This window comes from Streptomyces sp. HmicA12, assembly GCF_000373565.1.
GTDB lineage: Bacteria > Actinomycetota > Actinomycetes > Streptomycetales > Streptomycetaceae > Streptomyces.
Genome location: NZ_KB891804.1, coordinates 106,642 through 132,581 on the forward strand (window position 1 = coordinate 106,642; position 25,940 = coordinate 132,581).

26 protein-coding genes, 1 other RNA gene and 1 pseudogene are annotated in these 25,940 nt (G+C 72.9%); 15 read left to right on the forward strand and 13 right to left on the reverse strand.

Annotated elements, in window-relative coordinates:
• Nucleotides 1-98 precede the first annotated feature (98 nt).
• The 5 genes from B072_RS0113780 to B072_RS0113795 all read left to right on the forward strand — a co-directional run bounded on the left by B072_RS0113780 (nucleotide 99) and on the right by B072_RS0113795 (nucleotide 3,633).
• Complete coding sequence (locus B072_RS0113780; RefSeq protein WP_018530539.1) at nucleotides 99-521, forward strand: DUF4260 family protein; 423 nt, start codon at nucleotides 99-101, stop codon at nucleotides 519-521.
• Between the two features lie 7 nt (nucleotides 522-528).
• Nucleotides 529-1,047 (forward strand): TetR/AcrR family transcriptional regulator, encoded by a 519-nt coding sequence (locus B072_RS0113785; protein ID WP_043243954.1) that lies wholly within the window; start codon nucleotides 529-531, stop codon nucleotides 1,045-1,047.
• Nucleotides 1,048-1,166: 119 nt separating this feature from the next.
• Nucleotides 1,167-1,736, forward strand: a complete 570-nt coding sequence (locus tag B072_RS0113790) for a Uma2 family endonuclease (RefSeq protein WP_018530541.1) — start codon at nucleotides 1,167-1,169, stop codon at nucleotides 1,734-1,736.
• A gap of 31 nt (nucleotides 1,737-1,767) precedes the next feature.
• Nucleotides 1,768-2,166, forward strand: an RNA gene (gene rnpB, locus B072_RS45530) — RNase P RNA component class A.
• Nucleotides 2,167-2,253: 87 nt separating this feature from the next.
• Nucleotides 2,254-3,633, forward strand: a complete 1,380-nt coding sequence (locus B072_RS0113795; protein WP_018530542.1) for an MFS transporter — start codon at nucleotides 2,254-2,256, stop codon at nucleotides 3,631-3,633.
• Between the two features lie 16 nt (nucleotides 3,634-3,649).
• Here B072_RS0113795 and B072_RS0113800 read toward each other — a convergent pair whose 3' ends face one another.
• The 4 genes from B072_RS0113800 to B072_RS0113815 are packed head-to-tail and all read right to left on the reverse strand — an operon-like array spanning nucleotide 3,650 to nucleotide 7,157.
• Nucleotides 3,650-4,129 carry a hypothetical protein gene (locus B072_RS0113800; RefSeq protein ID WP_018530543.1) on the reverse strand — a complete coding sequence of 160 codons (480 nt, stop codon included), beginning with the start codon at nucleotides 4,127-4,129 and terminating at the stop codon, nucleotides 3,650-3,652.
• 16 nt (nucleotides 4,130-4,145) lie between these two features.
• Entirely contained in the window at nucleotides 4,146-4,985 is an 840-nt protein-coding gene (locus B072_RS0113805; RefSeq protein WP_018530544.1) for a heme ABC transporter ATP-binding protein, read from the reverse strand.
• The gene (locus B072_RS0113810; RefSeq protein ID WP_018530545.1) at nucleotides 4,982-6,103 is read right to left on the reverse strand and encodes a FecCD family ABC transporter permease; all 1,122 of its coding nucleotides are present in this window, start codon (nucleotides 6,101-6,103) and stop codon (nucleotides 4,982-4,984) included. Before B072_RS0113810 ends, B072_RS0113805 begins: the two co-directional genes overlap by 4 nt.
• A gap of 1 nt (nucleotide 6,104) precedes the next feature.
• On the reverse strand, nucleotides 6,105-7,157 hold the full coding sequence (locus tag B072_RS0113815; RefSeq protein ID WP_018530546.1) for a heme/hemin ABC transporter substrate-binding protein: 1,053 nt from the start codon (nucleotides 7,155-7,157) through the stop codon (nucleotides 6,105-6,107).
• Nucleotides 7,158-7,283: 126 nt separating this feature from the next.
• Here B072_RS0113815 and B072_RS0113820 point away from each other — a divergent pair, with 126 nt between their 5' ends.
• Nucleotides 7,284-8,696, forward strand: a complete 1,413-nt coding sequence (locus B072_RS0113820; RefSeq protein WP_018530547.1) for an HtaA domain-containing protein — start codon at nucleotides 7,284-7,286, stop codon at nucleotides 8,694-8,696.
• Between the two features lie 132 nt (nucleotides 8,697-8,828).
• On the forward strand, nucleotides 8,829-10,343 hold the full coding sequence (locus B072_RS0113825) for an HtaA domain-containing protein (RefSeq protein WP_018530548.1): 1,515 nt from the start codon (nucleotides 8,829-8,831) through the stop codon (nucleotides 10,341-10,343).
• Between the two features lie 47 nt (nucleotides 10,344-10,390).
• Here B072_RS0113825 and B072_RS0113830 read toward each other — a convergent pair whose 3' ends face one another.
• The 3 genes from B072_RS0113830 to B072_RS0113840 form a co-directional block, all read right to left on the reverse strand.
• The gene (locus B072_RS0113830) at nucleotides 10,391-11,296 is read right to left on the reverse strand and encodes a glycosyltransferase family 2 protein (RefSeq protein ID WP_043243921.1); all 906 of its coding nucleotides are present in this window, start codon (nucleotides 11,294-11,296) and stop codon (nucleotides 10,391-10,393) included.
• Between the two features lie 105 nt (nucleotides 11,297-11,401).
• Entirely contained in the window at nucleotides 11,402-11,998 is a 597-nt protein-coding gene (locus B072_RS43155) for an MOSC domain-containing protein (protein ID WP_051127181.1), read from the reverse strand.
• 332 nt (nucleotides 11,999-12,330) lie between these two features.
• Nucleotides 12,331-12,903: a DoxX family protein gene (locus tag B072_RS0113840; RefSeq protein WP_018530551.1), complete on the reverse strand. Its 573-nt coding sequence runs from the start codon at nucleotides 12,901-12,903 to the stop codon at nucleotides 12,331-12,333.
• A 90-nt stretch (nucleotides 12,904-12,993) separates the two neighbouring features.
• Here B072_RS0113840 and B072_RS0113845 point away from each other — a divergent pair, with 90 nt between their 5' ends.
• Together B072_RS0113845 and B072_RS43160 are read left to right on the forward strand one after the other, a co-directional pair.
• On the forward strand, nucleotides 12,994-13,317 hold the full coding sequence (locus B072_RS0113845; RefSeq protein WP_018530552.1) for a nuclear transport factor 2 family protein: 324 nt from the start codon (nucleotides 12,994-12,996) through the stop codon (nucleotides 13,315-13,317).
• Between the two features lie 32 nt (nucleotides 13,318-13,349).
• Nucleotides 13,350-13,998, forward strand: a pseudogene (locus B072_RS43160) (aldo/keto reductase).
• 3 nt (nucleotides 13,999-14,001) lie between these two features.
• On the opposite strand, the gene B072_RS0113860 reads toward B072_RS43160, so the two are convergent.
• Both B072_RS0113860 and B072_RS0113865 read right to left on the reverse strand, forming a co-directional pair.
• On the reverse strand, nucleotides 14,002-14,844 hold the full coding sequence (locus tag B072_RS0113860; RefSeq protein WP_018530555.1) for a PhzF family phenazine biosynthesis protein: 843 nt from the start codon (nucleotides 14,842-14,844) through the stop codon (nucleotides 14,002-14,004).
• A 106-nt stretch (nucleotides 14,845-14,950) separates the two neighbouring features.
• The gene (locus B072_RS0113865; protein WP_018530556.1) at nucleotides 14,951-15,718 is read right to left on the reverse strand and encodes an SDR family oxidoreductase; all 768 of its coding nucleotides are present in this window, start codon (nucleotides 15,716-15,718) and stop codon (nucleotides 14,951-14,953) included.
• 133 nt (nucleotides 15,719-15,851) lie between these two features.
• Here B072_RS0113865 and B072_RS0113870 point away from each other — a divergent pair, with 133 nt between their 5' ends.
• The gene (locus B072_RS0113870; protein WP_018530557.1) at nucleotides 15,852-17,483 is read left to right on the forward strand and encodes an alkaline phosphatase D family protein; all 1,632 of its coding nucleotides are present in this window, start codon (nucleotides 15,852-15,854) and stop codon (nucleotides 17,481-17,483) included.
• A 129-nt stretch (nucleotides 17,484-17,612) separates the two neighbouring features.
• On the opposite strand, the gene B072_RS0113875 is transcribed toward B072_RS0113870, so the two are convergent.
• Nucleotides 17,613-18,611 carry a Gfo/Idh/MocA family protein gene (locus tag B072_RS0113875; protein ID WP_018530558.1) on the reverse strand — a complete coding sequence of 333 codons (999 nt, stop codon included), beginning with the start codon at nucleotides 18,609-18,611 and terminating at the stop codon, nucleotides 17,613-17,615.
• Nucleotides 18,612-18,693: 82 nt separating this feature from the next.
• Between B072_RS0113875 and B072_RS0113880 the strand changes: the two genes are divergently transcribed.
• From B072_RS0113880 to B072_RS0113890, 3 genes are read left to right on the forward strand one after another with little or no spacing between them, the layout of a single operon-like run.
• Complete coding sequence (locus B072_RS0113880) at nucleotides 18,694-20,001, forward strand: multidrug effflux MFS transporter (RefSeq protein WP_043243923.1); 1,308 nt, start codon at nucleotides 18,694-18,696, stop codon at nucleotides 19,999-20,001.
• On the forward strand, nucleotides 19,959-21,143 hold the full coding sequence (locus B072_RS0113885; protein WP_026245796.1) for a serine hydrolase domain-containing protein: 1,185 nt from the start codon (nucleotides 19,959-19,961) through the stop codon (nucleotides 21,141-21,143). The genes B072_RS0113880 and B072_RS0113885 overlap by 43 nt, the downstream gene beginning before the upstream one ends.
• A gap of 55 nt (nucleotides 21,144-21,198) precedes the next feature.
• Nucleotides 21,199-22,173 (forward strand): small ribosomal subunit Rsm22 family protein, encoded by a 975-nt coding sequence (locus tag B072_RS0113890; RefSeq protein ID WP_018530561.1) that lies wholly within the window; start codon nucleotides 21,199-21,201, stop codon nucleotides 22,171-22,173.
• A gap of 106 nt (nucleotides 22,174-22,279) precedes the next feature.
• On the opposite strand, the gene ddaH is transcribed toward B072_RS0113890, so the two are convergent.
• Together ddaH and B072_RS0113900 are read right to left on the reverse strand one after the other, a co-directional pair.
• Nucleotides 22,280-23,116 (reverse strand): dimethylargininase, encoded by an 837-nt coding sequence (gene ddaH, locus B072_RS0113895; protein ID WP_018530562.1) that lies wholly within the window; start codon nucleotides 23,114-23,116, stop codon nucleotides 22,280-22,282.
• A gap of 99 nt (nucleotides 23,117-23,215) precedes the next feature.
• Complete coding sequence (locus B072_RS0113900) at nucleotides 23,216-23,398, reverse strand: DUF6243 family protein (protein WP_043243962.1); 183 nt, start codon at nucleotides 23,396-23,398, stop codon at nucleotides 23,216-23,218.
• 163 nt (nucleotides 23,399-23,561) lie between these two features.
• Between B072_RS0113900 and B072_RS0113905 the strand changes: the two genes are divergently transcribed.
• Nucleotides 23,562-24,191: a TetR/AcrR family transcriptional regulator gene (locus B072_RS0113905; RefSeq protein WP_018530564.1), complete on the forward strand. Its 630-nt coding sequence runs from the start codon at nucleotides 23,562-23,564 to the stop codon at nucleotides 24,189-24,191.
• On the opposite strand, the gene B072_RS0113910 is transcribed toward B072_RS0113905, so the two are convergent.
• Nucleotides 24,170-25,027: a glycerophosphodiester phosphodiesterase gene (locus B072_RS0113910; RefSeq protein ID WP_018530565.1), complete on the reverse strand. Its 858-nt coding sequence runs from the start codon at nucleotides 25,025-25,027 to the stop codon at nucleotides 24,170-24,172. The genes B072_RS0113905 and B072_RS0113910 overlap by 22 nt on opposite strands.
• A 193-nt stretch (nucleotides 25,028-25,220) precedes the next feature.
• Between B072_RS0113910 and B072_RS0113915 the strand changes: the two genes are divergently transcribed.
• Complete coding sequence (locus B072_RS0113915) at nucleotides 25,221-25,937, forward strand: bifunctional DNA primase/polymerase (RefSeq protein WP_018530566.1); 717 nt, start codon at nucleotides 25,221-25,223, stop codon at nucleotides 25,935-25,937.
• Nucleotides 25,938-25,940: the final 3 nt, after the last annotated feature.

Sequence of the window (25,940 nt, forward strand, 5' to 3'; positions counted from 1 at the left end):
CGGCTAACGGTGTTAGCCGTACGGTTCTCGCATGGCTTGGGCTAACGCTGTTAGCCGCATCTGAAGGTCACGCCGCGCCGAATCTCCGGGAGGACCCCATGAGCACGACAGCACCCACCGCCGCGACCTCGCTCACGCCCTTTCTGCGCACGGCCCGCCGCACCGCCTGGCTGGTGAACGCCCTCTTCTGGTCGGCCTTCGCGGTCCTGGAAGGCGTGAACCACGGCTGGCTCGCGGGGACGTTCGCCATCGTGTTCTTCATCGCGCCCGACCTGACCTTCTTCGCGGCGGTGGGCGCGCCCGGCCCCGTGGAGAAGGGGCAACTGCCGGCCAAGGCCGTGCCGTTCTACAACACGGCCCACCGCGCCCTGATCCCGCTGGCGCTGATGGTCGCGTACACGCTGCTCCCCCTTGCCTGGGCGCCGATCTTCGCGGGCCTGTGCGGCTGGCTCGCCCACATCTCGTACGATCGCGCCTTCGGCTACGGACTGCGGACGAAGGAAGGCTTCCAGCGTGCCTGAGGCGAAGATGCGGCGGCTGACCCCGAGGGCGGCCCAGATCGCGGCGGAGGCCAGGACCCTGCTGGAGGAGTCCGGCCCCGACGCCCTCACGATGCGCGCCCTGGCCGACCGCCTCGGCATCAAGGCCCCGTCCCTCTACAAGCACTTCCCCGACAAGTACGCGGTCGAGGCCGAACTCGTCGCGCAGATGCTCACGGAGTCGGCGGAGGCCTGCGAGGAGGCGGAGCGCACGGCCCCCGGCTCGCTGCCGGCGCTGATGTCGGCCTACCGCGCCTATGCCCTGTCCCACCCCCACCTCTACTGCCTCGCCACCGAACGCCCGCTGCCCCGCCACGCCCTGCCCGAGGGCCTGGAGGACCGCGCCGCGGCCCCCCTCATGCGGACCTGCGACAACGACCTCGACCTGGCCCGCGCGGCCTGGGCCTTCGCCCACGGCATGGTGATCCTGGAGATCCACGGCCGGTTTCCGGACGGCGCGGATCTGGACCTGGCGTGGCGGACGGGGGCGGGGGCGTTGCGCGGCTGAGGGCCGCCGAGGCCCGGGCTGTGCCACGATCGAGGGAACGGGTCCCGATCTCGACGACAGGAGATCCATCGATGCCCCAGCCTGACGAGCGATCGAAGGGGGAGCGTGACATGACTGCCATGGCACACGAACCGCTCACGCAGGCAGAGGTGCTGCTGGAGGGCTTCCTCGCGCTGGACGCCCCGGAGGGATTCCGGGCGGAGCTGATCGAGGGGGAGATCGTCGTGACGCCGCCACCGGACGGGGACCACGAGGACTACATCAATCTGGTCTCGAAGCAAGTGGCCAGGCGATCCAGGACCGATATGGACTTCTCCGGGAACAAGGGCCTGAAGCTGGAGAGCGGAGGCGCCTGCCCCAAGAATCACGTGATCCCGGACGGCACCTTCGCACCGACGGAGCGCCGCCTCTTCCGTGGCGCAGGCTCGTGGATGCCCTGCGAGGGCGTGGCCATGGTGGTCGAGGTGACGTCCACCAAGCCACAGCTCGACCGCGAGACCAAGCGCCGCTGCTACGCCCGTGGCGGCATCCCTCTCCACCTGCTCATCGACCGCGAGGTCTCCTCTGTGACCCTGTTCCGGGACCCGGAGGGCGACGACTACCGGGAGCACTGCACCCGGGCCTTCGGCAAGCCCATGGAGCTGCCGGAGCCCTTCGCCTTCGAACTCGAGACGGCGGCGTTCCTCTGATCGTGGCCGGGTAGGATGGCCGCACGGCAGACGAGCCGGGCGGGCGGTCGCGTGGGGTTCTCCGGAACCTCCCGAGGAACGTCCGGGCTCCACAGGGCAAGGTGGTGGCTAACGGCCACCCGGGGTGACCCGCGGGACAGTGCCACAGAAAACAGACCGCCCGGTGCTTCGGCGCCGGGTAAGGGTGAAACGGTGGTGTAAGAGACCACCAGTGCTCAGGGTGACCTGAGCAGCTAGGTAAACCCCACCTGGAGCAAGGTCAAGAGGGAGCACCCCGGTGCTCCTGCGCGAACGTTCGAGGGCTGCCCGCCCGAGTTCGCGGGTAGACCGCACGAGGCCGGTGGCAACGCCGGTCCTAGATGGATGGCCGTCGCCGCGACGTCCGTGAGGACCCGCGGTACAAAACCCGGCGTACAGCCCGACTCGTCTGCTGCCCCCTCCTTTCCCCCGCTCCGGGGGATTCCAGCACGTGAAACAACCCTTTCATTTACGTGTCATGTGCAGTTAATTTGTCGGGGTGAGCACGCAGGAGAGCACCGGGTCCGCCCCGGGCACGTATGAGGCCACCGACCCCGCACACCGGCTGGACCGGCTGCCCATCGGGCCGTGGCACCGCCGGCTGACCGCGGTCGTCGGCATCGGCGCCTTCTTCGACCTGTACGAGGTGTTCCTCGGCGGCGTGCTCGCCGCCGCGCTCGCCGAGCCGTGGGCGCTCACGCACACGCAGAAGTCGTGGCTGATCGCCTCCGGGTTCCTCGGGATGTTCGTCGGGGCCAATGTGCTGTCCGTGCTGGCCGACCGGCTCGGGCGGCGGCGGATGTTCCTGGTGAATCTGGGGCTCTACTCCGTCTTCTCGCTGGCCTGTGCCTTCGCGCAGGACGCCACGCAGCTGTCCGTGCTGCGGTTCCTCGCCGGGCTCGGGCTCGGGGCCGAACTCGTGCTCGTGGACACGTACTTGGCGGAGTTCCTGCCGCGTGCCGTGCGCGGCCGGTACATCGCCTGGGCCTACACCTTCGGCTTCGTCGGGGTGCCGGTCGCGGCGCTGCTGGGGGCCCGGCTCGTCGCCGGGCACGAGCTGTTCGGGGTCGACGGGTGGCGGTGGCTGCTCGTGGCGGGGGCGCTCGGGGCCGCGTTCATCCAGCTGCTGCGGACCCGGCTGCCCGAGTCGCCGCGGTGGCTGGCAGCGCAGGGCCGGTACGACGAGGCCGAGTCCGTCGTGCGGGACATCGAGGCGCGGGTGGGCATCGCCGCCGAGGCGCGGCCCGTGCGGGAGGCCGCCCCCGCCGCCGCGGCCCGCGTCCCGTTGAAGCGCATGTTCCGGGCGCCCTACGCGCGCCGCACCGTCATGTGGTGGATCTTCCAGGTCCTGCAGACCGTCGGCTACTACGGGTTCGGCTCGCTCGCCCCGGTCGTCCTCCAGGCCAAGGGGCACACCGTCACCGAGTCCCTGACCTACGCGGCCCTGAGCTATCTCGGCTACCCGGTGGGCTCCGCGCTGTCCGTGCCGCTCATCGACCGGATCGAGCGGCGCAGCCTCATCATCGTCTCCGCGCTCGGCATCGCCGCGTTCGGGCTCGTCTTCGGGTTCGCCTCCGCGTCCTGGCTGATCGTCGCCGCGGGCTTCCTGCTCACCGTGTGCAGCAACGTCTTCTCCAACGCCTTCCACGTCTACCAGACCGAGATCTTCCCGACCGGCCTGCGCTCCAGCGCCATCGGCATCGCGTACTCGCTGTCCCGGCTGACGTCCGTGGTGCTGCCGTTCGTCGCCCTCGACGTGCTGGACGACCTCGGCGCGACCGCCGTGTTCAGCGGGTCCGGTGTGCTGATGGTGCTGCTGTGCGTGAACGTGCGGCTGCTCGGGCCGCGGACCACCGGGCGGAGCCTGGACGCCATCTGACGGGCAGTCACGTCTTCTACGAGAGCCGGACGTGCGGGCGCGACGCCGCGATGAACGCGTGGATCAGGGCGCGGGAGTCCTCCCGCACCGTTCGCATCTCGTCCCGGTCGGCGGCCCGGGGAATGTGGTCCACCGCGTCGAGCGCCCGGCGGCCGAGCCCGATCAGCTCCGGGGCGTCGGTGAGCAGCTCGACGCGGAACAGCGCCTCCATCGCCGCCGCCCGCAACCGCTGTGCCTCGCGCCGCAGTTCGTGCTCGTCGGCCGGGTCGTCGGCCCGGTCCTCCTGGCGGCGGTACCAGCGGTCCATCTGCCCGCGCCGCAGGTTGGTGAGCGCCCCGCCGAACGCGCAGTACGCGTCGATCCGTTCCTGCCGCAGCCGCTCGGCGCGGGCCGACTGCTGGGTGCGGGACGCCGTGCGGCTCTGCAGCGCATGACTCAGGCCCGCGCCCAGCAACGTACCCAGGACCGCTATGACACTCGTGACGACGACAACCATGCGGCCAGCCAAGCATCTAGGGCCGCACCGGCACCACCAGGGGAGCTCCGGTACGCGGATGGGGGAGGACCTCCAGCGGGTGCTGGTAGACCTCGCTGAGCAGGTCCGCCTCGAAGACCTCTTCCGGTGGGCCCGCCGCCGTGACGCTACCCGCGTGCAGGATCGCCGTGCGGTCCGCGTGGGCGGCGGCCAGGCCCAGGTCGTGCAGGACGACGACCACCGCGTCTCCGGCGGCGGCCCGTTCGCGGCAGACCCGCAGGACCAGTTCCTGGTGGCGCAGGTCGAGGGCGGCCGTCGGCTCGTCCAGGAGCAGCAGCTGGGCGGACTGGGCGAGGACGCGGGCCAGGGCCACCCGCGCGCGTTCGCCGCCGGACAGGGCCGAGAAGGGGCGGTCGGTGAAGGCCGTCGTGTCCGTCGCCGCGAGCGCCGCCGCGATCGCCGCGTCGTCGTCGTCCTCGTGCGGTGTGCCCGCCCAGGGGGCCCGGCCCATCCGGACGACGTCCGCCACGGGAAACGGGAACGACAGCGTCGCCGCCTGGGGCAACAGGGCGCGACGCAGCGCCAGTTCGGCCGCGGGCCAGTCCGTGGCCGGGCGGCCGCAGATGGTCAGCTCGCCGGACGTGGGTGCCAGGTCCGCCGCCAGCGCCGCCAACAGGGTGGATTTACCGGCGCCGTTGGGGCCGACCAGGGCCAGCACCTCGCCCGCCCGCACCGTCAGATCGACGCCGGACAGGACCGGTCGGCCGCCCAGCTCCACGTGCAGGGCGCGGAGGTCGGCGACGGTCTCCCCGGCGGCGTACCGCTCGGGCAGGGTGCGGGCGCGCGGCCCGCGCAGAAGTGTGCTCAGGACGGTCATGCCCAGCCTCCTTGCTTGCGGCGGGTGCGGCGCAGCAGCCAGAAGAAGAACGGGCTGCCGGTGAGCGCGGTGAGGACACCGATGGGGAGTTCGGCGGGCGCCGCCACCGTGCGCGCCGCGAGGTCCGCGCCGACCAGGGCGACCGCGCCACCGAGCGCGCTGCCGGGGACGAGGAACCGGTGCCCGGGTCCCGCCAGCATCCGCAGCAGGTGCGGGACGACCAGGCCGACGAAGCCGATGACGCCGGACACCGCCACGGCCGCCGCCGTGAGGAGCGCGATGACGAGGATCAGCGTGACGCGGAGCTTCTCGACGTCCACGCCCAGGTGGCGGGCCGGGCGTTCGCCGAGCGAGAGCAGGTCCAGCTTGCGCGCGTACAGGGGCGCGACCAGCAGGCCGACCGCCGCGCAGGGCAGCACGGCGAGTACCTTCGGCCAGGTCGCCTGCGCCAGCGAGCCGAGCTGCCAGAACGTGATCTGGTTGACGGCGGCGGCATCCGCGTAGGACAGGAACAGGCCGATCAGGGCGCCCGCGAAGGCATTCACCGCGATGCCGGTGAGGATGAGGGTGACGACTTCCGTGCGGCCGCCCGAGCGCGACATCACGTACACGATCAGGACCGTCGCCAGGCCCGACACGAACGCGCAGACCGTGATCGTCCACGTGCCGAGGAAGTTGAGGCCGAGCGCGATGCAGGCGACCGCGCCGACCGCCGCGCCCGACGAGATGCCGATGACCCCGGGCTCGGCGAGGGGGTTGCCGAACACGCCCTGCATCAGCGCGCCCGCGCAGCCGAGCGAGGCGCCGACGAGGAGGGCGAGGACGACGCGGGGCAGGCGGACGTTCCACAGGACCGACTCACCGACCCGGTCGAGGGCGTGGCCGCCCAGGCCGATGCGGTGCTGGACGGAGGCGAGGATGTCCGCGGGCGCGATGTGGTAGGCGCCGATGCCCGAGGAGAGCAGCGCGAGCAGGAGCAGCGCCGCGGCGAGGCCGGCCGTCAACAGCCAGGCGGCGCTGCGGCGTTGAGGAGCGGGAGCGTTCGGAGTCTGCCGCTTTGCTGCGGGCAGGGTGGCCGCCGCGGCCGGCTCGGGCGCTGTCGTCTCGGGCACCGTCATCTCAGGCACCGTCCTTCCCGTACAGCTGCTCCACGATGGAGCGCAGCACCTGGTCGGTGCGCGGGCCGTAGTTGAGCAGGACGCCGTCCTCGACCGAGACCACCCTGCGGTCCACACCCGCCGGGGTCTCCGCGACGCCGGGGATCTTGACCATGCCGTCGACGCCGCCGACGGAGTCGAGTCCCTTGGTCATGACGAGGATCGCGTCCGGCGCCGCCTTCGCGAGGGCCTCGCTGGTGATCGCCGTGAAGTCCTTCTTCAGACCGGAGGCCGCGCCCGCGTCGACCGCGCCCGCCGCTTCGAGCAGCGACGTCGCGCCGGACTCCTTGCCGCCGAGGAGATAGACGGACGCCGAGCCGCGCAGGTAGAGGAAGGCGACCCGCGGCTTGTCCTTGTGCCCGGGTATGTCCTTCCGCACGGCGGCGATCCGGTCCTCGGAGCGCTGCGTCAGCTCCTTGCCCGCGGCCGGGACGCCGAGCGTGTCCGCGACGGCCTGGATGCGCGGGCCGACGTCGGACAGGCCCTTCGCCGGGTCGACCACGACGACCGGGACACCCGCGTCGCGGATCTGCCGCATCGCCTCGTCGGGCCCGGTCGTGGCCTCCGCCAGGACCAGGTCCGGCTCGAGGGACAGCACGCTCTCCGCGGAGACGTCGTGGTTGCGGGTGACCACCGGCAGCTTCGCCGCCTGCGTGAACGTGGCGGTGATGTCGCGGGCGACGACGCTCTTGCCGAGCCCGAGCGTGAACACGATCTCGTTGAGGCTGCCGGACAGCGGCACGATCCGGTCGGCCTTCTTCACCGTGACCTTCTCGCCGTCGGCCGAGGCGACCGTGACCGGCAGGTGCGGCACGGGCGTCGAGGCGAGCGGCTCCAGGCGGTTCGCGGTGGACGCCTCGGCCCTGGCCGGGGCGCCGGCCGTGTCGTCGGACGTGCCGCCCGAGGAGCCGCAGGCGGTGACGAGCAGCGCGAGGGCCGTCGCGAGAACGGAGATCAGCGCGCCGGTCCGCCGAGGGGCGCGTGCGGCGGGGGCGGGTGCGGCGGGCGTCGGCACGCGGTGACCGTCCTGTCGTGGTGAGAGGGGCTGTTGATGGAACCGATCATAGTTTAGGTTAGCCTTACCTAAGTCGCCAGGGTCTGGTGACGCCTGGTGCTGGAGTCCCGTTCCGGAGGAACCGTCATGCCCCGACGCGCACGGATACAGATACGCCTACGCGTCTTCGCCGTCGCCGCCTTCACCGCGCTGCTCGGCGCCCTGCTCCCCGTCGCCGACGCGCACGCGGCGGCCCGCACGGTGCAGGGCGGCCGGCTCGACTGGGGGGTGAAGTCGTCGTTCCAGAGCTACCTCACCGGGCCCATCGCGAAGGGGAGTTACTCCTTGACGGGCGGCGCCGCCACCGTCGGCGCGAGCCAGTTCCGCTTCCACTCGGCCCGGGGCTCGTACGACGGATCGACCGGCGCCTTCTCGTCCTCCTTCTCCGGCGGCGTGCACTTCGTCGGCCACAAGAAGAGCGACGGGTCGTACGAACTCGACATGACGATCAGCAACCCCACCGTCCGCATCGCGGGCGGCGCCGGGACGCTGTACGTCGATGTCGTGAGCAGGGCGAAGGGCACCGGGGCGGTCACGTCGTCCCGCCAGGTGCCCTTCGCCTCCCTCTCCCTCGGCGGGATCGACATGAAGGGCGACGAGGCCACCACCAACACCGTCACCCTCAACAACCTTCCCGCCACGCTCACTTCGCAGGGCGCCAGGTCCTTCGCCGGCTACTACACGGCGGGCACCGCGCTCGACCCGGTCACGCTCTCCGCGGACGTCGCGCCCAAGAGGGCGACGCCCTCGGCCACGGCCACCAAGAAGGCCGAGTCCAAGAAGGAGGAGGCGAAGCAGGACGCCTCCGGCGAGGTCCGTGACGGGGCCGTCGACTGGGGCGTGCGGCGCACCTTCCGCGAGTACGTCACCGGGGACATCGCCCAGGGCGAGTGGAACCTCGGCGGCGGGGCGCGGGACGGCGGCGCGCTGTTCCGCTTCCCGAAGGGCGAAGGCACGTACGACAAGAAGAAGCAGTCGCTGGACGCCGAGTTCACCGGTTCCGTGCGGTTCACCGGCAAGCACGGGCTCGACCTGAGGCTCGGGGGCGTGACCGTCTCCGTCGACGACGGCAAGGGCACACTGCGGGCCGACGTGACCAGCGGCGGCAGGACCGCAGAGGGCACCGCGCTCGTCACCTTCAAGGCCGGTGCCCTCGCGGCGAAGGGCGGACTCGTCGAGGTCAGCGAGGCGCCGGCCACGCTCACCGCCGCCGGGGCCAAGGCCTTCGGCGGGATGTACCAGGCCGGGGCCGCGATGGATCCCGTCTCGGTCGCGGTCGCCCTCGACGCCGACGCGAAGCTTCCCGCGCTGCCCGACCTCGGTGAATCGGCGTCTCCCGGCCCCTCCACCAGTCCTTCTGTCGCCGCCAAGTCAGCTGCCGCGGCGGTGAGTTCGCGGTCGGGGATCGGTGGGGGAGCGGTCGCCGGGCTCGTCGCCGCCGTTGTCGTGGTGCTGGCCGGGGCCGGGTTCCTGGTCGTTCGTTCTCGCCGCAAAGCCTGATCTCGCCGCGCGCCGCTGGTCGTCGGTGGCTGGTCGCGCCCACGCGGCGGAGCCGCACATCGACGCAGTCCCGCGTCCCTTTCGGGGCGCCCCCTCTCTCTCATCAGCCCGTATCAGTTCGTTGGAGAATCCATGGCCATCGTCAGACACCCCATAGCCCTCGCCGCCGCCACGGCCACCGTCGTCGCGCTCGGTGCCGGGGCGCTCGCCCTGCCCGCGATCGCCGCCGAAGGGGCCGCGCCGGGCATCGAGTTGAAGAACGGGACGCTCGACTGGGGCATCAAGGAGTCCTTCCGCAAGTACGTCACCGGTATCGCCGCCGGTTCGATCGAGGCGACCGACGGGGCCACGCAGGCCGCCGACAACGGCGCCTTCACCTTCAGCGGCGGCACGGGCACGTACGACACGGCGACGCACGGCACGGACACCGCGTTCAGGGGCGCCGTCCGGTTCGCGTCCACGGCGCACGGCTTCGACATCAAGATCAGCGACGTGAAGGTGGTGACCTCGGGCACCACCGGCCACATCGACGCCGACGTCACCCTCAACGGCACCGCCCAGAACGACATCGAGTTCGCCACGCTCGACCTGTCCGCCGTGAAGCCGGGCCAGGGCGCGGGCGGCGCGATGACCTTCAAGGACATCCCGGCGACGCTCACCGCGGACGGCGCCAAGGCCTTCAACGGCATGTACAAGGAGGGCACCGCGCTCGACGCGGCGACGCTGACCGTCACCGCCGGGACCGCCCCCACGCCGACGAAGACGCCGACCCCGACCCCGACGAAGACGCCGACGCCCACCAAGACGCCGACCCCGACCAAGACGCCGACCCCCACCAAGACGGCCACCCCCACCGCCGGGCCCACCGAGGCGGTCTCCGGCGAGATCGTCGACGGCAACCTGGACTGGGGCGTCAAGGAGTCCTTCCGTGCGTACATCACGGGCCCCGTCGCGAACGGCAAGGTCGAACTGAGCGGCGGCGCCGCGAAGAACGGCTCGGTCTACCGCTTCGGCGACGCGAGCGGCGGCTACGACGCCGACGCCAAGTCGCTCGACGCGAAGTTCGCCGGCAAGGTCCGCTTCCTCGGCCACGAGGAGGGCGGCGCGTACGCGCTCGACCTGCAGTTCAGCGATCTGCACGTGACGGCGAAGGGGAGCAGCGGCAAGCTCGTCGCCGACGTGTCCGGCAAGGATCAGAAGACCGGCAAGGTCACCACGTACGACGACCTGACCGTGGCCACCCTCAAGGTCGGCTCCGGCGATCTGACCGCGAAGAACGACGTCGTCGAGCTGGACGGCGCCGCGGCCGTGCTCACCGCCGACGGCGCCAAGGCGTTCGGCGGGTTCTACGAGGCGGGCGCCGCGCTCGACCCGGTCACCGCCGCGATCTCGCTCGACGAGGACGCGACGCTGCCGTCCGGCTCCGGCGGCTCCAACGGCGTTGCGTCCGGCGGCACTTCGGGCACCGCGGGCACCACGGGCGGCACCGGCACGACCGGCTCGACCACCGGCGGCACCGGCGGCTCCCTCGCCTCCACCGGCGCCGACGTCCCCGCGGGTCCGCTCGCCGCGGCCGCCGCGCTGGTCGTCGCCGCGGGCGCGGGCACGGTGTTCGCCACCCGCAGGCGCCGCGCGCAGCAGTCCTGAACCGCTCCGGCCCGGCCATCCTCGGTGGGGGTGGCCGGGCCGGGCCGTCAGACCAGCGGGGGCCGGCCGAGCCGCGTCATCCGCCACACCGTGCGCCAGCGCATCGGCCGCCGCTCACCGGCGGGCGCGCGCACGCCCTCCACGAACCCGGCCGCCCATGCGCGCAGCCCGCCGAGCGACCGCGTCCGCAGCAGCGTGATCGCCGTCCACACCCCCAGGTACACGGGGATCAGCGGGATCGGCAGCCGTCGCCTGGCCAGCCACACCCGGTTGCGGGCGGTCATCCGGTAGTAGACCGCGTGCCGCGCCGGGGACGTCTTCGGGTGCTGCAGCAGGAGCGAGGGCTCGTACAGCACCTTCCAGCCGGCGTCCAGCGCCCGCCACGCCAGGTCCGTCTCCTCGTGCGTGAAGAAGAAGTCGGCGGGCCAGTCGCCGGTCTCGGCGAGCATCTCCATCGAGAAGGCGTGCCCGCCGCCGAGGAACGCGGTCACCAGACCGCGCCGCATCGGGTCCTTGGCGCGCAGCCGCGGCACGTGGCGGCGCTGCGTCTCGCCGTGCTCGTCGGCGATGCGGAAGCCGACGATGCCGAGCCGCGCGTCTTCCGCGTACAGGCGCTGGATGGTGGAGAAGACGTCGTCGGCGACGAGCAGTCCGTCGTCGTCGAGCTCGACGGCCACGTCCACGTCACCGAACGCGCGCAGCCGGGCCAGCGCGACGTTGCGGCCGCCGGGGCAGCCGAGGTTGTCGTCCAGCTCGACCGTCGTGACCTCGAAGGGGTAGCCGGAGTACGCGGGCAGCACCGTGCCGTTGCCGATCAGGACGACGCGTGTCGGTACGGCATCCTGCTCGGCCACCGACTCCAGGAGCGCGTCGACGTCCTTGGGCCGGTTGCCCATGGTGACGATGGCCACGCCCAGGCGCGGGAGTTCGGGGGTTCGGTGCCTGTCTGTCATGGCGGCGATGGTAGTCGTTCACCTGTCAGGGGTTGACGCGTGCGGGCGCCGACCCGTCCGCTCCGCCCGCTGCTCGGCGAGCGACGGGCCTCTCGGCCTCGGGGGTCAGACGCGTTCCAGCGGCGTGTGCGGGTGTGCGGGCAGTTCGGCGTGGACGGCGTCGCCCGGCCTGACCACCCCGCCCTCCCGTACGACGCTCATGATCCCGGCCCTGCGCACGATCTCGCCGGACTCCGGGTCCCGGCCGACGACCCGCTTGAGGAGCCCGTCCTGGAAGGCGTCGATCTGCAGGCACGGATTGCGCAGCCCGGTGACCTCGACGACCGCGCCGCCGTCGCCGAACCGCAGCAGGGTGCCGGTGGGCAGGGCGAGCAGGTCGATGCCGCGGGTGGTGACGTTCTCGCCGAGGTCGCCGGGGCGCACCTCGTGGCCCTGCCCGGCCAGCTCGGTGAACAACTCCTCGTGCATCAGGTGGACTTGGCGCAGATTCGGCTGCGTCGGGTCCTGGGCGACGCGGGAGCGGTGCTTCACGGTGACGCCCGCGTGCACGTCGCCGTCGACACCGAGGCCCGCGAGGAGCGTGATGCTGTCGCGGTTCGGCTTGGTGAAGGAGTACGTGCCGTTGCTGCTGACCGCGGTGACGACGCCGCCGGTGAAGCCCTTGTCCGCCGCGCCGAGGGACCGCTCCGCGAGCTTCGCCACGTGGGCGGTGAGGGCGCCGCGGGCGTCGGTGGTGAGCGTGCCGAGGGCGACGAGCGCGGTGACGACGACGTCGCACAGCTCCGCCTCGACGTCCCGCCAGGTGTGGCTGACGCCCTTGCGCGGGTTCTGGCCGACGGCCCCGATCACCGCCTCGGCGGCCTCGCCGACCTCCTCCGAGAGCTTCAGCATCCGCAGGAGCAGGGCTTCCTGGGGTGGCCGCCGGTTGTTCTCGTCGAGCCAGGCGCGCAGCCGGTCGACGGTCGTCCAGAGGTCGTCGGGTGCGTCAGGGGTGCGGGGGCTGTCGTGCGCGTCGTTCGTCACGGGTGCCGAGCCTATGCCTCCGGATCGGGTTCCTTCACCCGCTTGGCCCGCGACCCGACCACCGCGAGCGCCGCGGCCCCGGCCCCGACGAGCGCCGCGGGCACCATCCAGTGCCGGTCGAGGGCGTGGCCCAGCGCGTGGTCGAGGGAGTAGCGGCCGGCGCCGGTCACGGCCAGGCCGGCGGCGACGAAGCCGAGGAACGCCGGGTACTCGTAGCCGCCGCCCTGCGCGAAGAACCCGTTCGGCGCGTGCACGGCCGCCGCGCCCGCCATGGTCCCGGCCGCGGCCGCCCCGCCCACCGGTGTCGCGAGGCCGAGCGCGAGCAGCGCGCCGCCGCCCAGCTCGCCGATGCCCGCCGCGAGGGCGCTCTGCTTGGGCGGGGCGAACCCCATGGCCTCCATGGCGGCGGCCGTGCCGGAGACCCCGCCGCCGCCGAACCAGCCGAGCAGCTTCTGGGCGCCGTGCGCCATGAGCACCCCGCCGGTGCCCACGCGCAGCGCGAGCAGCCCGAGGCCGGTGCGGTCGACGCAGGAGGAGGTACGGAAGGGGGTACGGGACCGGGAACGTATGCAGGTCGTCTTCATGGTTCCACCGTCCACCGCAGGCGCGCCGCGCACCTCGTGCACGGGCCCGTTCGGGTGGCGCGCCCCCGGGCCCGGTGCCACGCTGACCGCATGCCCATCCAGACCGCGAAACTCAGCGATCCGGCGGTCCGCGCCTTCGTCACGGCGCTGAACGCCCACGACAAGGACGCCTTCCGCGCCGCCCTCGCACCCGGTGCGACGATGGCCGACGACGGCAGCGAGCGGAACCTCGACGAGTGGACGGACCGCGAGATCTTCGACTCGCACGGCCACATGGACGTCGAGAAGGAGACGGCCCAGGGCCGCGGTCTCGTCGCCACCTACCGCAACGACGCCTGGGGCGAGATGCGCACCCGGTGGACCTTCCAGGTGGAGGGCGGCAAGGTCGCCCGGTTCGAGACGGGCCAGGGCTGAACATCCTGCTCCGCGGAGCCTGTTGACCTCGTGTGCGCTCCAACTCCTACGGTCCGCAGGCGTGCTGGGCGATCGGCGGTGAGTGGGGGGACCCGGACGGGCAGCCGCTCGGCTGGGGCCCGGTCGACGACGAGGAGTCGGTGCGGGCCGTGCGGCGCGCACTCGACCTCGGCGTCACCTTCTTCGACACGGCCGACGCGTACGGCACCGGCCGCAGCGAGCGCGTCGCATCGACCTGTACCAGCTGCACATCTCCGAGGCGGACCCGGAGCGCGCCGCTCAACTCCGCGACACCTGCGAGGAGTTCGTACGGGAAGGTCTCGTACGGGCCTACGCCTGGAGCACCGACGGCCCCGACCGTGCCCGCGTCTTCGCCGAGGGCGCGCACTGCGCCGCTGCAGCGTCCTCCAGGACGCCCCCGAACGTCTCGCCCTGTGCGACGAGTTGGGCCTCGCCGGCATCAGCCGCAGCCCGCTCGCCATGGGCCTGCTCGGCGGCGGGCGCACCCCGGCGCAGGGCGCGCTCGCCTGGCTGTGGGCGCGCAGCCCGCGCACGGTGCCGATCCCCGGGTTCCGCACGGTGGCGCAGGCCGAGCAGAACGCGGGGTCGGTGGCCCACGGGCCCCTGCCCGCCGACGAGTCGGCCGAGGTGGAACGGATCCTCGGCCGCGACGGGCGCTGAGGGCTACGGGATCGGTACGGCGGTCCCGCTCACCCGCACCCGGGCGTCGCCGTCCCGCAGCGTCACCGTGAGCTCGCCGGGGCGGCCCATGTCGGCGCCCTGGTGCAGAGTGAGGACGGACTCGGCCGGCACGAGGCCGAGCTCCCGCAGGTACGCCCCGAACGCCGCGGCCGCCGCGCCCGTCGCCGGGTCCTCGACCACGCCGCCCACCGGGAACGGGTCGCGGACGTGGAAGGTGAACTCGCTCTCCCGCCAAGCCAGTTGGACGGTGGTGAGATCGAGCCGGTGCATCAGCGCGGTCAGCCGGTCGAAGTCGTACGCCAGGTCGGCGAGGCGCTCCCTGCTCGTGGCGGCGAGGACGAGGTGCCGGGCGCCCGCGTAGGCGACGCGGGGCGGGAACGCGGGGTCGAGGTCGGCGGCCGGCCAGTCCAGCGCGGCGAGCGCCTCGGCGAGGTCCTCGTCCCGTACGTCCGCCACGTGCGGCTCGACACTGGTCAGCGTCGCGCGCAGGGCCTCGCCCGGGCCGCCGCTGACGGTGACCGGGACCTCGCCGGCCGGGGTGCGGAACAGGTAGTCGCCGGTTCCGTGCCGCTCCGCCAGCGCCACCGCGGTCGCCACGGTGGCGTGCCCGCAGAAGCTGACCTCGGCCTTCGGGCTGAAGAACCGCAGGTTGTACGTACGCTCGCCCGGCCCCGGGGTCAGGAACGCGGACTCGCTGTAGCCCAGGTCGGCGGCGATCTTCAGCATGGCGTCGTCGTCGAGGGCGGAGGCGTCCAGGACGATCCCGGCGGGGTTGCCGCCGGCGGGGGTGGTGGTGAACGCGGTGTAGCGCAGCGGGGTCGTCATGGGGGCATTGTCGCCTTCGGCGGCCCTGGGCGCGTGGGCGGGTGCGCGTCCGGTGGAGGCTGGGCCGCCCGGGGAAGGCTGCGCGAGAAGCCCCGCACCCGAACGGTCACCCCCGCCCCACGTACGGCATGTTCGTGGCGAGCACCGTCGCGAACTGCACGTTCGCCTCCAGGGGAAGCTCCGCCATGTGCCGCACCGTCCGCGCCACGTCGGAGACGTCCATCACCGGCTCCGCCGCCAGCTCCCCGTTCGCCTGCAGGATCCCGGCCTGCATGCGCTCGGTCATGTCCGTCGCCGCGTTCCCGATGTCGATCTGGCCGCAGGCGATGCGGTACGGGCGGCCGTCCAGGGAGAGGGACTTGGTCAGGCCCGTCATCGCGTGCTTCGTCGCCGTGTACGCGATCGAGTGCGGGCGCGGCGTGTGCGCGGAGATGGAGCCGTTGTTGATGATCCGGCCGCCCTGCGGATCCTGCTCCTTCATCAGCCGGAACGCGGCCTGCGCGCACAGGAACGCCCCGTTGAGGTTGGTGTCGACGACGTGCCGCCAGGCGTCGTAGGACAGCTCCTCGACGGGGACGCCGCCGGGGCCGAACGTCCCCGCGTTGTTGAAGAGCAGGCCGAGCCGCCCGAACCGCTCGCGCACCGCGGCGAACAGGGCCGCCACGTCGTCGGGGGACGCCACGTCGGTCCGTACGGCGAGGGAGTCCGTGCCCGGGGCGAGCGCCGCCGTCTCCTCCAGCGTCTCCGTGCGGCGGCCCGCCAGAGCCACCCGCCAGCCCGCGCCCAGCAGTTCCAGGGCGACGGCCCGGCCGATGCCGGAACCGGCGCCGGTGACCACGGCCGTCCGCGTCGTTGAGATGTGCTGATCGTCCATGGGGGCGCAGCGTACGGGGCACCGCCCACCCGGAGGTCACCGATCCGCCATGTGGCTGTTGTGTACGCGACAGTCGGAGGTCGTCCCGCGGCACTCCAATTCCCCTGACACCAGACGTCAGGGGAGGGGCTCCATGTCGCACACACCGCAGCACACACCCGAACTACGCGCCGCCGGCCAGTACTTGGCCCGACGCCGCTTCCTCACTGTCACGGGCGCCGCCGCCGCGCTAGCCTTCAGTGTGAACCTGCCCGTGGCCGGTACCGCGGCCGCCGCCGAGCTGGACGCGGCGAAGATCACCGCCGATCCCTTCACGCTCGGCGTCGCCTCCGGTGACCCGCTGCCCGACTCCGTGCTGCTGTGGACGCGCCTCGCCCCCACCCCCTACGAGGCGGGCGGCGGACTGCCCGCCGAGCGCGTCGAGGTGGCGTGGGAGCTCGCCCTCGACGAGCGGTTCCGCCGGATCATCAGACGCGGCACCACCACCGCGCACCCCGAGTTCAACCACAGCGTGCACGTCGAGGTCGGCCACCTGCCGCCCGGCCGGGTCTTCCACTACCGCTTCCGCGTGGGCAGCCACGTCAGCGAGACCGGCCGCACCCGCACCGCGCCCGCCGCGTCGCAGCGCCACGTCCCGGCACTCACCCTGGCCGCCGTCTCCTGCCAGGCGTACCACGACGGCTACTTCACCGCGTACAAGCACCTCGCCGAGGACGACGTCGACGTCGTCCTCCACCTCGGCGACTACCTCTACGAGTACGCGGTCAACTCCGTCGGCGGCGCCCGCACGTACACGGACCGGGTCCTGCCCGACGTGTTCAACCGCGAGACCGTGACCCTCGACGACTACCGGCTGCGCTACGCCCTCTACAAGAGCGACCCGGACCTGCGGGCCGCGCACGCCGCGCACCCCTTCGTCGTCACCTGGGACGACCACGAGACCGAGAACAACTACGCCGACGACACCTCCGAGAACGACGACCCGCCGGCCGAGTTCCTGCTGCGGCGCGCCTCCGCCTACCGCGCGTACTGGGAGAACCAGCCGCTGCGCCGCCCGCAGCTGCCGCACGGCCCCGACGCCCAGCTCTACCGGCGCCTGCAGTGGGGCCGCCTCGCCCAGTTCGACATCCTGGACACCCGCCAGTACCGCACCAACCAGGCCAACGGTGACGGCTGGAAGTCCCCGACCCCCGAGTCCGAGGCCGCCTCGCAGACGCTGCCCGGCTTCACCCAGGAGCGCTGGCTGATCGACGGCTGGCGGCGCTCCCGCGCGCTGTGGAACGTGGTGCCGCAGCAGGTCACCTTCGGGCGCCGCAACAACCCCGACGGCACGGACACCCTCTCCATGGACTCCTGGGACGGCTACCCGGCCTCCCGCGAGCGGCTCCTCCAGGGCGCCAGGTCCGCCCACGTCGAGAACCTCATGGTCCTCACCGGTGACGTGCACGTCTCCTACGCCATGGACATCAAGCGGGACGCCGCCGACGCGGACTCGGCCACCGTCGGCACGGAGATCGTCACCACCTCGATCACCAGCGGCAAGGACGGCTCCGCGAAGCCGTCCAACTGGGCCGCCTACCTCGCCCGCAACCCGCACATGAAGCACTACAACGGGCAACGGGGTTACGTCACCGTGGAGCTGGGCGAGCGCGAGGCCCGGGCCGACTTCAAGACGGTCTCCGCGGTGACCGTCCCGGGGGCGCCGATCACCACGGCGGCGTCGTTCGTCACCGCCGTGGGCGACCAGGGGCTCCGCCCGGCGTAGGGTCCCGGATCCTCGTCTGCCGCGGTCGGTTCGTTGCCGGGTGCGCGTGGCCGGTGGCTGGTCGCGCAGTTCCCCGCGCCCCTGAAGGCATGCGCTGCGCGCAGCCTTCAGGGGCGCGGGGACGAGACCTCACCCCTCCCCGGGATACCGCACCCCCACAGCCCCCCGCACCCGGTCCAGGGTGCGCATCACGCCCAGGGAACCGTCCAGCGGCACCAGCGGGGACTCCGTGTCGCCCGCCCGCAGGCGGCCCATCACCTCGAGCGCCTCGTGCCGCATCGAGCCCCGGGGCCCGTCCCCCGGCGCCAGGGTGAACTCCTCGGGCTCCCGCCCGTCCCGGTGCAGCACGAACCGTTCCGGATGGAAGAACCCGTCGGGGACGTCGATCCGCCCCGCCGATCCCGTCACCGAGGCCGTCACCCCCGTACCGGCGTTGATCGCGCAGTGCAGCAGCCCCCGCGCCCCGTTCGCCCAGGACAGCAGCATCCCGGTCTGGAGGTCGACCCCCTCGTCCGACAGCTGCGCGGACGCGGTGACCTGCTCCGGCTCCCCGAGCAGCAGGTGCGCGAAGGACACGGGGTACACCCCGAGGTCGAGCAGCGCGCCGCCGCCCTGCGCGGGATCCCGCAGCCGGTGCGAGGGCGGGAAGGGCCCGGCGAGCCCGAAGTCGGCCTGGACGGTCCGCACCTCACCGATCGCGCCGTCGTCGACCAGCGCCTTCAGCCGCCGGATCAGCGGATGGCAGTACATCCACATGGCCTCCATCAGGAAGAGGCCCTTCGAACGCGCCAGCGAGACCAGCTCCCCGGCCTCCCGCGCGTTCAGGGCGAACGCCTTCTCGCACAGCACCGCACGCCCCGCCTCCAGACAGAGCCCGGCGGCCTGCCGGTGCGCCGAGTGCGGGGTCGCCACGTACACCACGTCGACCTCCTCGTCCGCCGCGAGCGAGGCCCAGTCGCCGTACGCCCGCCCGATCCCGAACCGCTCCGCGAACGCCTTCGCCGACGCGTCCGAGCGGGACGCCACCGCCACCACCTCGGCGTCCGGCAGATCGAGCAGATCCGCCGTGAACGACGCGGCGATGCCACCCGTCGCGAGAATTCCCCACCGCACACGCTCCGCTGCCATCTCTTGCCACCCCAGTTGGTCTCGACCACTCCACCGAGCTGAGAGCATAGGTAATCGCACGTACGGCCGGGAGGGAGTCAGGATGACGGACAGCGGAAGCAGAGTGGTGCGACGGGCCACGGAGCCGGTCGCCTCCCCAACCTCCGCACCGCGGGCGCCCGTTCGCGCCGGACGCACGAGTCTCCTCGTCACCCTGGTCCTGGGCGGCCTGACCGCCGTGCCGGCGCTGTCCATGGACATGTACCTCCCGGCGCTCCCGGAGGTCACCGACGTCCTGCACACCTCCGCCGCCACCGCCCAGCTGACCCTCACCGCGTGCCTGACCGGCATGGCGCTCGGGCAGCTGGTGGTCGGCCCGATGAGCGACCGGTGGGGCCGGCGGCGGCCGCTGCTCATCGGCCTGTTCGTGTACGTAGCCGCCACCGCGATCTGTGCGTTCGCCCCGAGCGCCGCCCTGCTCATCGCCTTCCGGCTGCTCCAGGGACTCGCCGGTTCGGCCGGGATCGTGATCGCCCGCGCCGTCGTCCGCGACCTCTACGACGGCGTCGCCATGGCCCGCTTCTTCTCCACCCTGATGCTGATCTCCGGCGTCGCCCCGATCGTCGCGCCCCTCATCGGCGGCCAGGTCCTGCGCGTCACCGACTGGCGCGGCGTCTTCGTCGTCCTCACCGTCATCGGCGTCGCCCTCACCGCGCTGGTGTGGAAGAGCCTGCCGGAGACCCTGGCGCCCGAGCGGCGGCACAGCGGCGGCGTCGGCGAGGCCCTGCGCACCATGCGCGGGCTGCTCGCGGACCGCGTCTTCGCCGGGTACATGATCGCGGGCGGCTTCGCGTTCGCCGCGCTGTTCGCGTACATCTCGGCGTCCCCCTTCGTCATCCAGGAGATCTACGGGGCGTCCCCGCAGACCTTCTCCCTCCTGTTCGGGCTGAACTCGATCGGCCTGATCGCCGTCGGGCAGCTCAACGGCAAGGTCCTCGTCGGCCGGGTCAACCTCGACAAGGTCCTCGCCGTCGGCCTCACCCTCATCGTCGCCGCCTCCGTCTTCCTGCTCCTCGTCGCGACCGGCACCTTCGGCAGCCCCGAGGAACTGGGCCTCGCGCCGGTCGCGACCGGCCTGTTCGTCCTCATGGCGTCGATGGCCCTCGCCACCCCGAACACCAACGCCCTCGCCCTGATGCGCACCCCGCACGCGGCCGGCTCCGCCTCCGCCCTGCTCGGGACGTCGTCGTTCCTGATCGGCGCGGTGGCATCGCCGCTGGTCGGCATCGCGGGGGAGCACACGGCCGTCCCGATGGCACTGGTCCAGCTCGGCGCAGGCCTTGCGGCGGCCCTCGCGTTCGTGGTGTTGTGCCGCCCCTGGCAGCGCACAGGGGAGGTGAGGGAGGTCTGAGCTCCCCACGACTGCGTCACGGCACACCCGAGCGGGCCGGCCTGGACGCCGGCCGGCTCGCCGCGCTCGTCCGCGAGGTGCGGCTCCTGCCCGAGGGCCCGCGCCCCTGGTGCGCGGGCGCCGTGCTGCTCGCCGGGCGCGGCCCCGTGATCGCCGCCGAGGCCGTCTGCGGCTGGGCGGTGCGCTACGCGGGGTACGACGCGGCGGCCGACCGCGGGGTCGAACTCCCGCCCGCCGCCCGTGTCCCGATGACCCTCGACACGGCCTTCGACCTGGCCTCGCTCACCAAGCTCTTCACCTCCATCGCCGCCGTGCAGCAGATCGAGCGCGGCACCCTCGGCATCGACGCCAGGGTCGGCGCCTACCTCCCCGAGTTCACGGGCGCCGCCCGGCACGGCATCACCGTCCGCCGGCTCCTCACCCACACCTCGGGCCTGCGCCCCGAACTCCCGCTGTACGACGCCCCGGACCGGCCCTCGCGGCTGGCCGCCCTGCGTGCCGAGGCCCCGTCCTCGCCGGTGGGGGAGTACCTCTACTCCGACCTGAACATGCTGCTGCTCCAGCACCTCCTGGAGCGGCTCACCGGGCGCCCGCTCGACGCCCTGATCCACGAGGGCATCACCCGCCCCCTCGGGATGACCGCCACCTCGTACGGGCCGCGGCTCGACGCCGCCGCCACCGAGGACCAGCGCCGCCCCTGGGCCAAGGCCGACCGGGGTCCGCTGCGCGGCGCGGTGCACGACGAGAACGCCTGGGCGCTCGGCGGCGTCGCGGGCCACGCCGGCCTCTTCTCCACCGCCCAGGACCTGGCCGTCCTGTGCCGTACGTTGCTGAACGGCGGCTCCTACGGCACCGCCCGCATCCTCGGCCCCGACTTCGTCGACCTGATGCTGCGCGCCCCGGGCCTCGGCTTCCGCGTCGACCAGCCCTGGTTCATGGGGGAGCTGGCGGGGCGGGGGGCCGCCGGCCATACCGGGTTCACGGGTACGTCGCTGGTCCTGGACCCGGTGACGGACACGTTCCTGGTGCTGCTGGCCAACACGGTCCATCCGCGCCGCCGCGCCCCGGACAGCGACCCCCGAGCCGCGGCGGCCACACATCTGGCCCGGGCCGTGGTCCCGCTGGGTTCGTCCGGCGGCTAGCCCGGGCGGTCCGGTTCGTCGCCGACCCCGCAGACGCGCCCCGTAAAATCACCGGGTGACCGCCGATACCCTCCACGCCGCCCTCGCCGCCCTCCTGGAAGGGCTCCCGCCGAGCCAGGCGAGCCGTGCCGTGGACCGGCTCATCGCGAACTACCGGGGCACCACCCCCACCGACGCCCCGATCCTGCGCGACCGCGCGGACGTCGCGGCGTACGCGGCCTACCGGATGCCGGCCACCTTCGAGGCGGTCCGTACCGCCCTGGACGCGCTGGCCGAGACGGCCGACTGGAAGCCCACCGGCCACCTCGACATCGGCGGCGGCACCGGCGCGGCGGTCTGGGCGGCGCGCGCGGTCTGGCCCGGCGCGCGCCCCACGACGGTCCTCGACTGGTCGGAGGCGGCGCTCGCCCTCGGCCGCGAACTCGCCGCTTCGGACCCCGAGTTGACGACGTCGGTGACCTGGGAACGGGCCCGCATCGGCGCGACGGCGGCCCCCGCGCAGGCGGACCTGGTCACCATCTCGTACGTCCTGAAGGAGCTGACGGAGGCCGACCGCGCGGCGGCGGTCGACGCGGCGGCCCGGGCGGCCACCGGCGCCGTGGTCGTGATCGAACCCGGCACCCCGGACGGCTACACCCGCGTCATCGAGGCCCGCGACCGCCTCATCGCGGCCGGCCTGCACATCGCGGCCCCCTGCCCGCACAGCGCGGCCTGCCCCATCGTCCCCGGCACGGACTGGTGCCACTTCTCGGCGCGGGTCAGCCGTTCCTCCCTGCACCGCCAGGTCAAGAGCGGCTCACTGCCGTACGAGGACGAGAAGTTCGCGTACGTGGCGGCAACGCGCTTTCCTCCGGAACCTGCGCGGGCCCGGGTGGTCCGGCGCCCCCAGATCCGCAAGGGGCAGGTGCTTCTCGACCTGTGCGAGGCGGAGGGGGCCCTGACCCGGACGACGGTGACGAAGAAGCACGGCGCGCGCTACAAGGAGGCCCGGGACGTGGACTGGGGCGATGCCTGGACGCCGGTCGACTGACGCGTTCTGCGCGCCCCCGAAGCGAGCGGAGCTCGCTGTCGGGGGCGCGCAGAACCGCGCGATCACCCCCACCGGCCCGCTGCCGGCGAACCAGGTCGTGTCCGAGCTAGACGCCCCGCAGCTCAAGCGTGCAGCACTTGACCGACCCGCCCCCCTTCAGCAGCTCACCCAGGTCCATCCCGACCGGCTCGAACCCCCGCTCCCTGAGCGGCTCGAACAACCCCACCGCGCCCTGCGGCAGCAGCACCCGCAGCCCGTCCGACACCGCGTTCAGGCCGAAGGCCACCGCGTCGGACTCGGCCACGACGAGCGCGTCCGGGAACATCCGCCGCAGCACCGCCCGGCTCCCGGCGGAGAACGCCTCCGGGTAGTACATGACCTCGTCGGCGGAGTCGTCCAGCACGGCGAGCGCCGTATCGAGGTGGTAGAAGCGCGGGTCGACGAGGTCGAGCCCGATCACCGGCCGCCCGAACACCTCCTGCGCCTCCCCGTGGGACAGCGGCGACGCCCGGAAGCCGCGCCCCGCGAGCACGTACGAGGCGGTGACGGCGAAATCGCCCTCGCCCTCGTTGACGTGCACGGGCTCGTGCACGTCCGCGTACCCGTGCGCCCGGAACCACTCCAGGTGCGCGACGGCCTCCAACTCCCGTTCGGGGTGGGCGAAGCGGGCCCCGAGGACGCGTCCGTCGATCACGGTCGCCCCGTTCGCGGCGAACACCATGTCGGGCAGTCCCGGCCGCGGGTCGAGCACCTCGACGGTGTGGCCGAACGCGCGGTACCGGTCGCGCAGGTCCTCCCACTGCGCGAGGGCGAGGGGGACGTCGACGGGTTTCGCCGGGTCCATCCACGGATTGATCGAGTACGTGACCTCGAAGTGTGCCGGTGGGCACATCAGGTAGCGCCGGGGTGTGGCGCGCCGTTCGGCGATGCGCGGATTACGCAATGAGGGCTCCTCACGACCGCAGGGCTGTTGTCGCCCATGGTGCGGCCGGAGGAGCCCTCCGGGCTGTGAACCGAACGGGTGGTTCACGCGGGTGCGGGGTCACGACGCGTCGTGCGAGCCGCGCCTCTCCTGCAGCTTGCGCAACAGCTCCCGCTTCTGCGCCACCGGATCGACGCCCCCGCCGACCTTCCCGCTCCGGCCGCCGCCGCGCAGCGCCTTGCGGGAGAGATGGTTGCGGGTGCCGCCGACGCCCAGCATGCCGCCTGCTCCGCCTCGGGTCATGGTGTGCTCCTCTTCCTCGGTAGGCATCACGATCACCATCGGCGAGACGTTTCGTCTCGCCTTACTGACGTGCTCCACTCTGAACGAGACGTATCGTCTTGTCAAGGGGTTACGAGACGGCACGTCTCGGTTCGCCCGCTGCTACATTCGAACCATGTCAGCCATGAAGACGCCCCCCGACAAGAAGGCGGCGCCCGACTCCGCCCGCCGCAGTGAACGCTCCCGCCGCGCGATCTACGACGCGGCCCTCGCCCTCGTCGGCGAGATCGGCTACCCCAGGACCACCATCGAGGGCATCGCCGCCCGCGCCGGTGTCGGCAAGCAGACGATCTACCGCTGGTGGGGCTCGAAGGCCGAGGTCCTCCTGGAGGCCTTCCTCGATCTCGGCGAACAGGCGGCGCGCGAGGCGGGCGGGAGCGACCGGTACGCCATCCCGGACACCGGCGACCTCGCCGCCGACCTGAAGACCGTGCTGCGGCTCACCGTCGACCAGCTCACGGACCCCCGGTTCGAGGCCCCGTCCCGTGCGCTGGCCGCCGAGGGCGTGGTCAACGAGCAGGTCGGCCGGAACTTCACGGAGAAGCTCCTCATGCCGTCGCTCCAGCTGTACGTCGACCGGGTGCGCGCCGCCCAGGAGGCCGGCCAGGTGCGCGCGGAGATCGACCCGCGCATCGCCCTCGAACTCTGGGTCTCACCCCTGGCCCAGCGCTGGCTCCAGTTCACCGGCCCGATCTCCCACGAGTACACGGACACCCTCGTCGACTACGCGCTCTACGGCATCGCGCCCCGCTGAGGCGTGCGGGCGAGCAGCCCCGGCGCGTCGGAGATGACCCCGTCGCAGCCGAGCCGCAGCACCCGGTCCCGGTCCCGCGGCGTGTTCACGGTGTGCGCCCACACCCGCGGCACCCCCGACCTCACCGCCCGTACGAGATCCGCGTCCCGCGCCCTGTGGTCCATGTCGAGCACGTCGACGTACGAGGCCCAGCGCTCGGGCCGGTCCTTCCTCATCTGCCGTGCGGAGCGCCAGAGTTGAGAGGTCAGGCCGAGCCGGTGGGCGCGCTTCGCGACGGCCGGGCGGTTGGAGTTGACCAGCACCGAACGGGTCAGGCCGCGCGCCCGGATCAGCCGCGCCAGCCGGTCGAGGCTGTCGGGGTCCTTGGCCTCCAGCATCAGCACGATGCGGCCGCCGAACCGGTCCAGCACCTCCGCGACCGTCGGCGGCCGCTCGGCGCGCCAGCTGCCCGGCAGCGACCCCGCCGGCCGCAGCCGCACCGCCTCCCAGCCCTGCCGGTCGAGGTCCCGGACCGGCCCCGTCGAGGACGTCGTGCGCTCCAGTGCCGCGTCGTGCATCACGACGAGGGTGCCGTCGCGCAGCATCCGCGTATCGAAGTCGAGGACCTGCGCGGTGCCCCGCGCGTACGCCGCCTCGAGCCCCGACATGCTGTTCTCCGGGACTTCCAGGGAGCCGCCGCGGTGGGCCGTGTACGTGACGCGCGGCAGGGTGTCGACGGTGAGCGGGCCGCTGCCCCACTCCAGAGGAGGGGCGAAGGCCAGGCCGGTGAGGGAGAGCAGACCGACGAGAGTGACGACCGGCACTGCCCTGTGGGCCGAGGTGACCATGGCGATCATGCCGACCAAGGTAGAGCCACAAATGCCCACAATTCCGGCAATGACACCTCATGGTGGCGCCCCCGATACCCCCGGATGTGGACTGTGGCCACCCGAGGCGCAGGATGGTGGGACCATGTTGGTCCGGGATTCATCCGGTACTCGTAGGCGGCGTATGTCGACGTGTTCGGCACGAGCGACGGTGAGGGGATAGATGGGCACGGAGCGGAGCGGACGGTACGGCCTGGGACGGATCTCCCAATGGCTGAAGGGTGCCCGGGGCCCGAAGGAGTCCGCGGCCGACACCGACCGTGAGTCCCTGCTGCTGGCGGCCGCCGACGCCGGACTGCCCCTCGCCCCGGCCGCGTACCCCGCCGACTACCGATGTTCGTGCAACCGCATCGGCTGCCCGACGCCCGGCCGGCACCCGGTCTCCTTCGCCTGGCAGACCCAGTCGACGACGGACCGCGGGCAGATCGAGCGCTGGGCCAGGCACCAGCCGCTGGCCAACTTCATCACCGCGACCGGCATGGTCCACGACGTCCTCGACGTCCCGACCGAGGCCGGTCAGGAAGCCCTCGACCGCCTGCTCTCCTCCGGCGTCGAGGTCGGCCCGGTCGCCCTCTCCGGCGACGACCGCATGCTCTTCTTCACGGCGACGCGCGGCACGCCGGAGGACGAGGACGAGTGGTGGCCCTGCGAGCTGGACTGCCACCCCGAGACGATGGACGAACACCCCGGCATGCGCTGGCACTGCCGCGGCAGCTACGTCCTGATCCCCCCGGCCCGCCTCCCCGCCGACCAGGACGTCCGCTGGCTCCGCGGCCCGGAACACCCGCTCCCGGACCCGCTGACCCTGCTGGAGCCCCTGACGGACGCCTGCGCGCGCTACGCGGGAGCGGAGCCGGACTACACCTCGGCCTGGCCCTAGGCG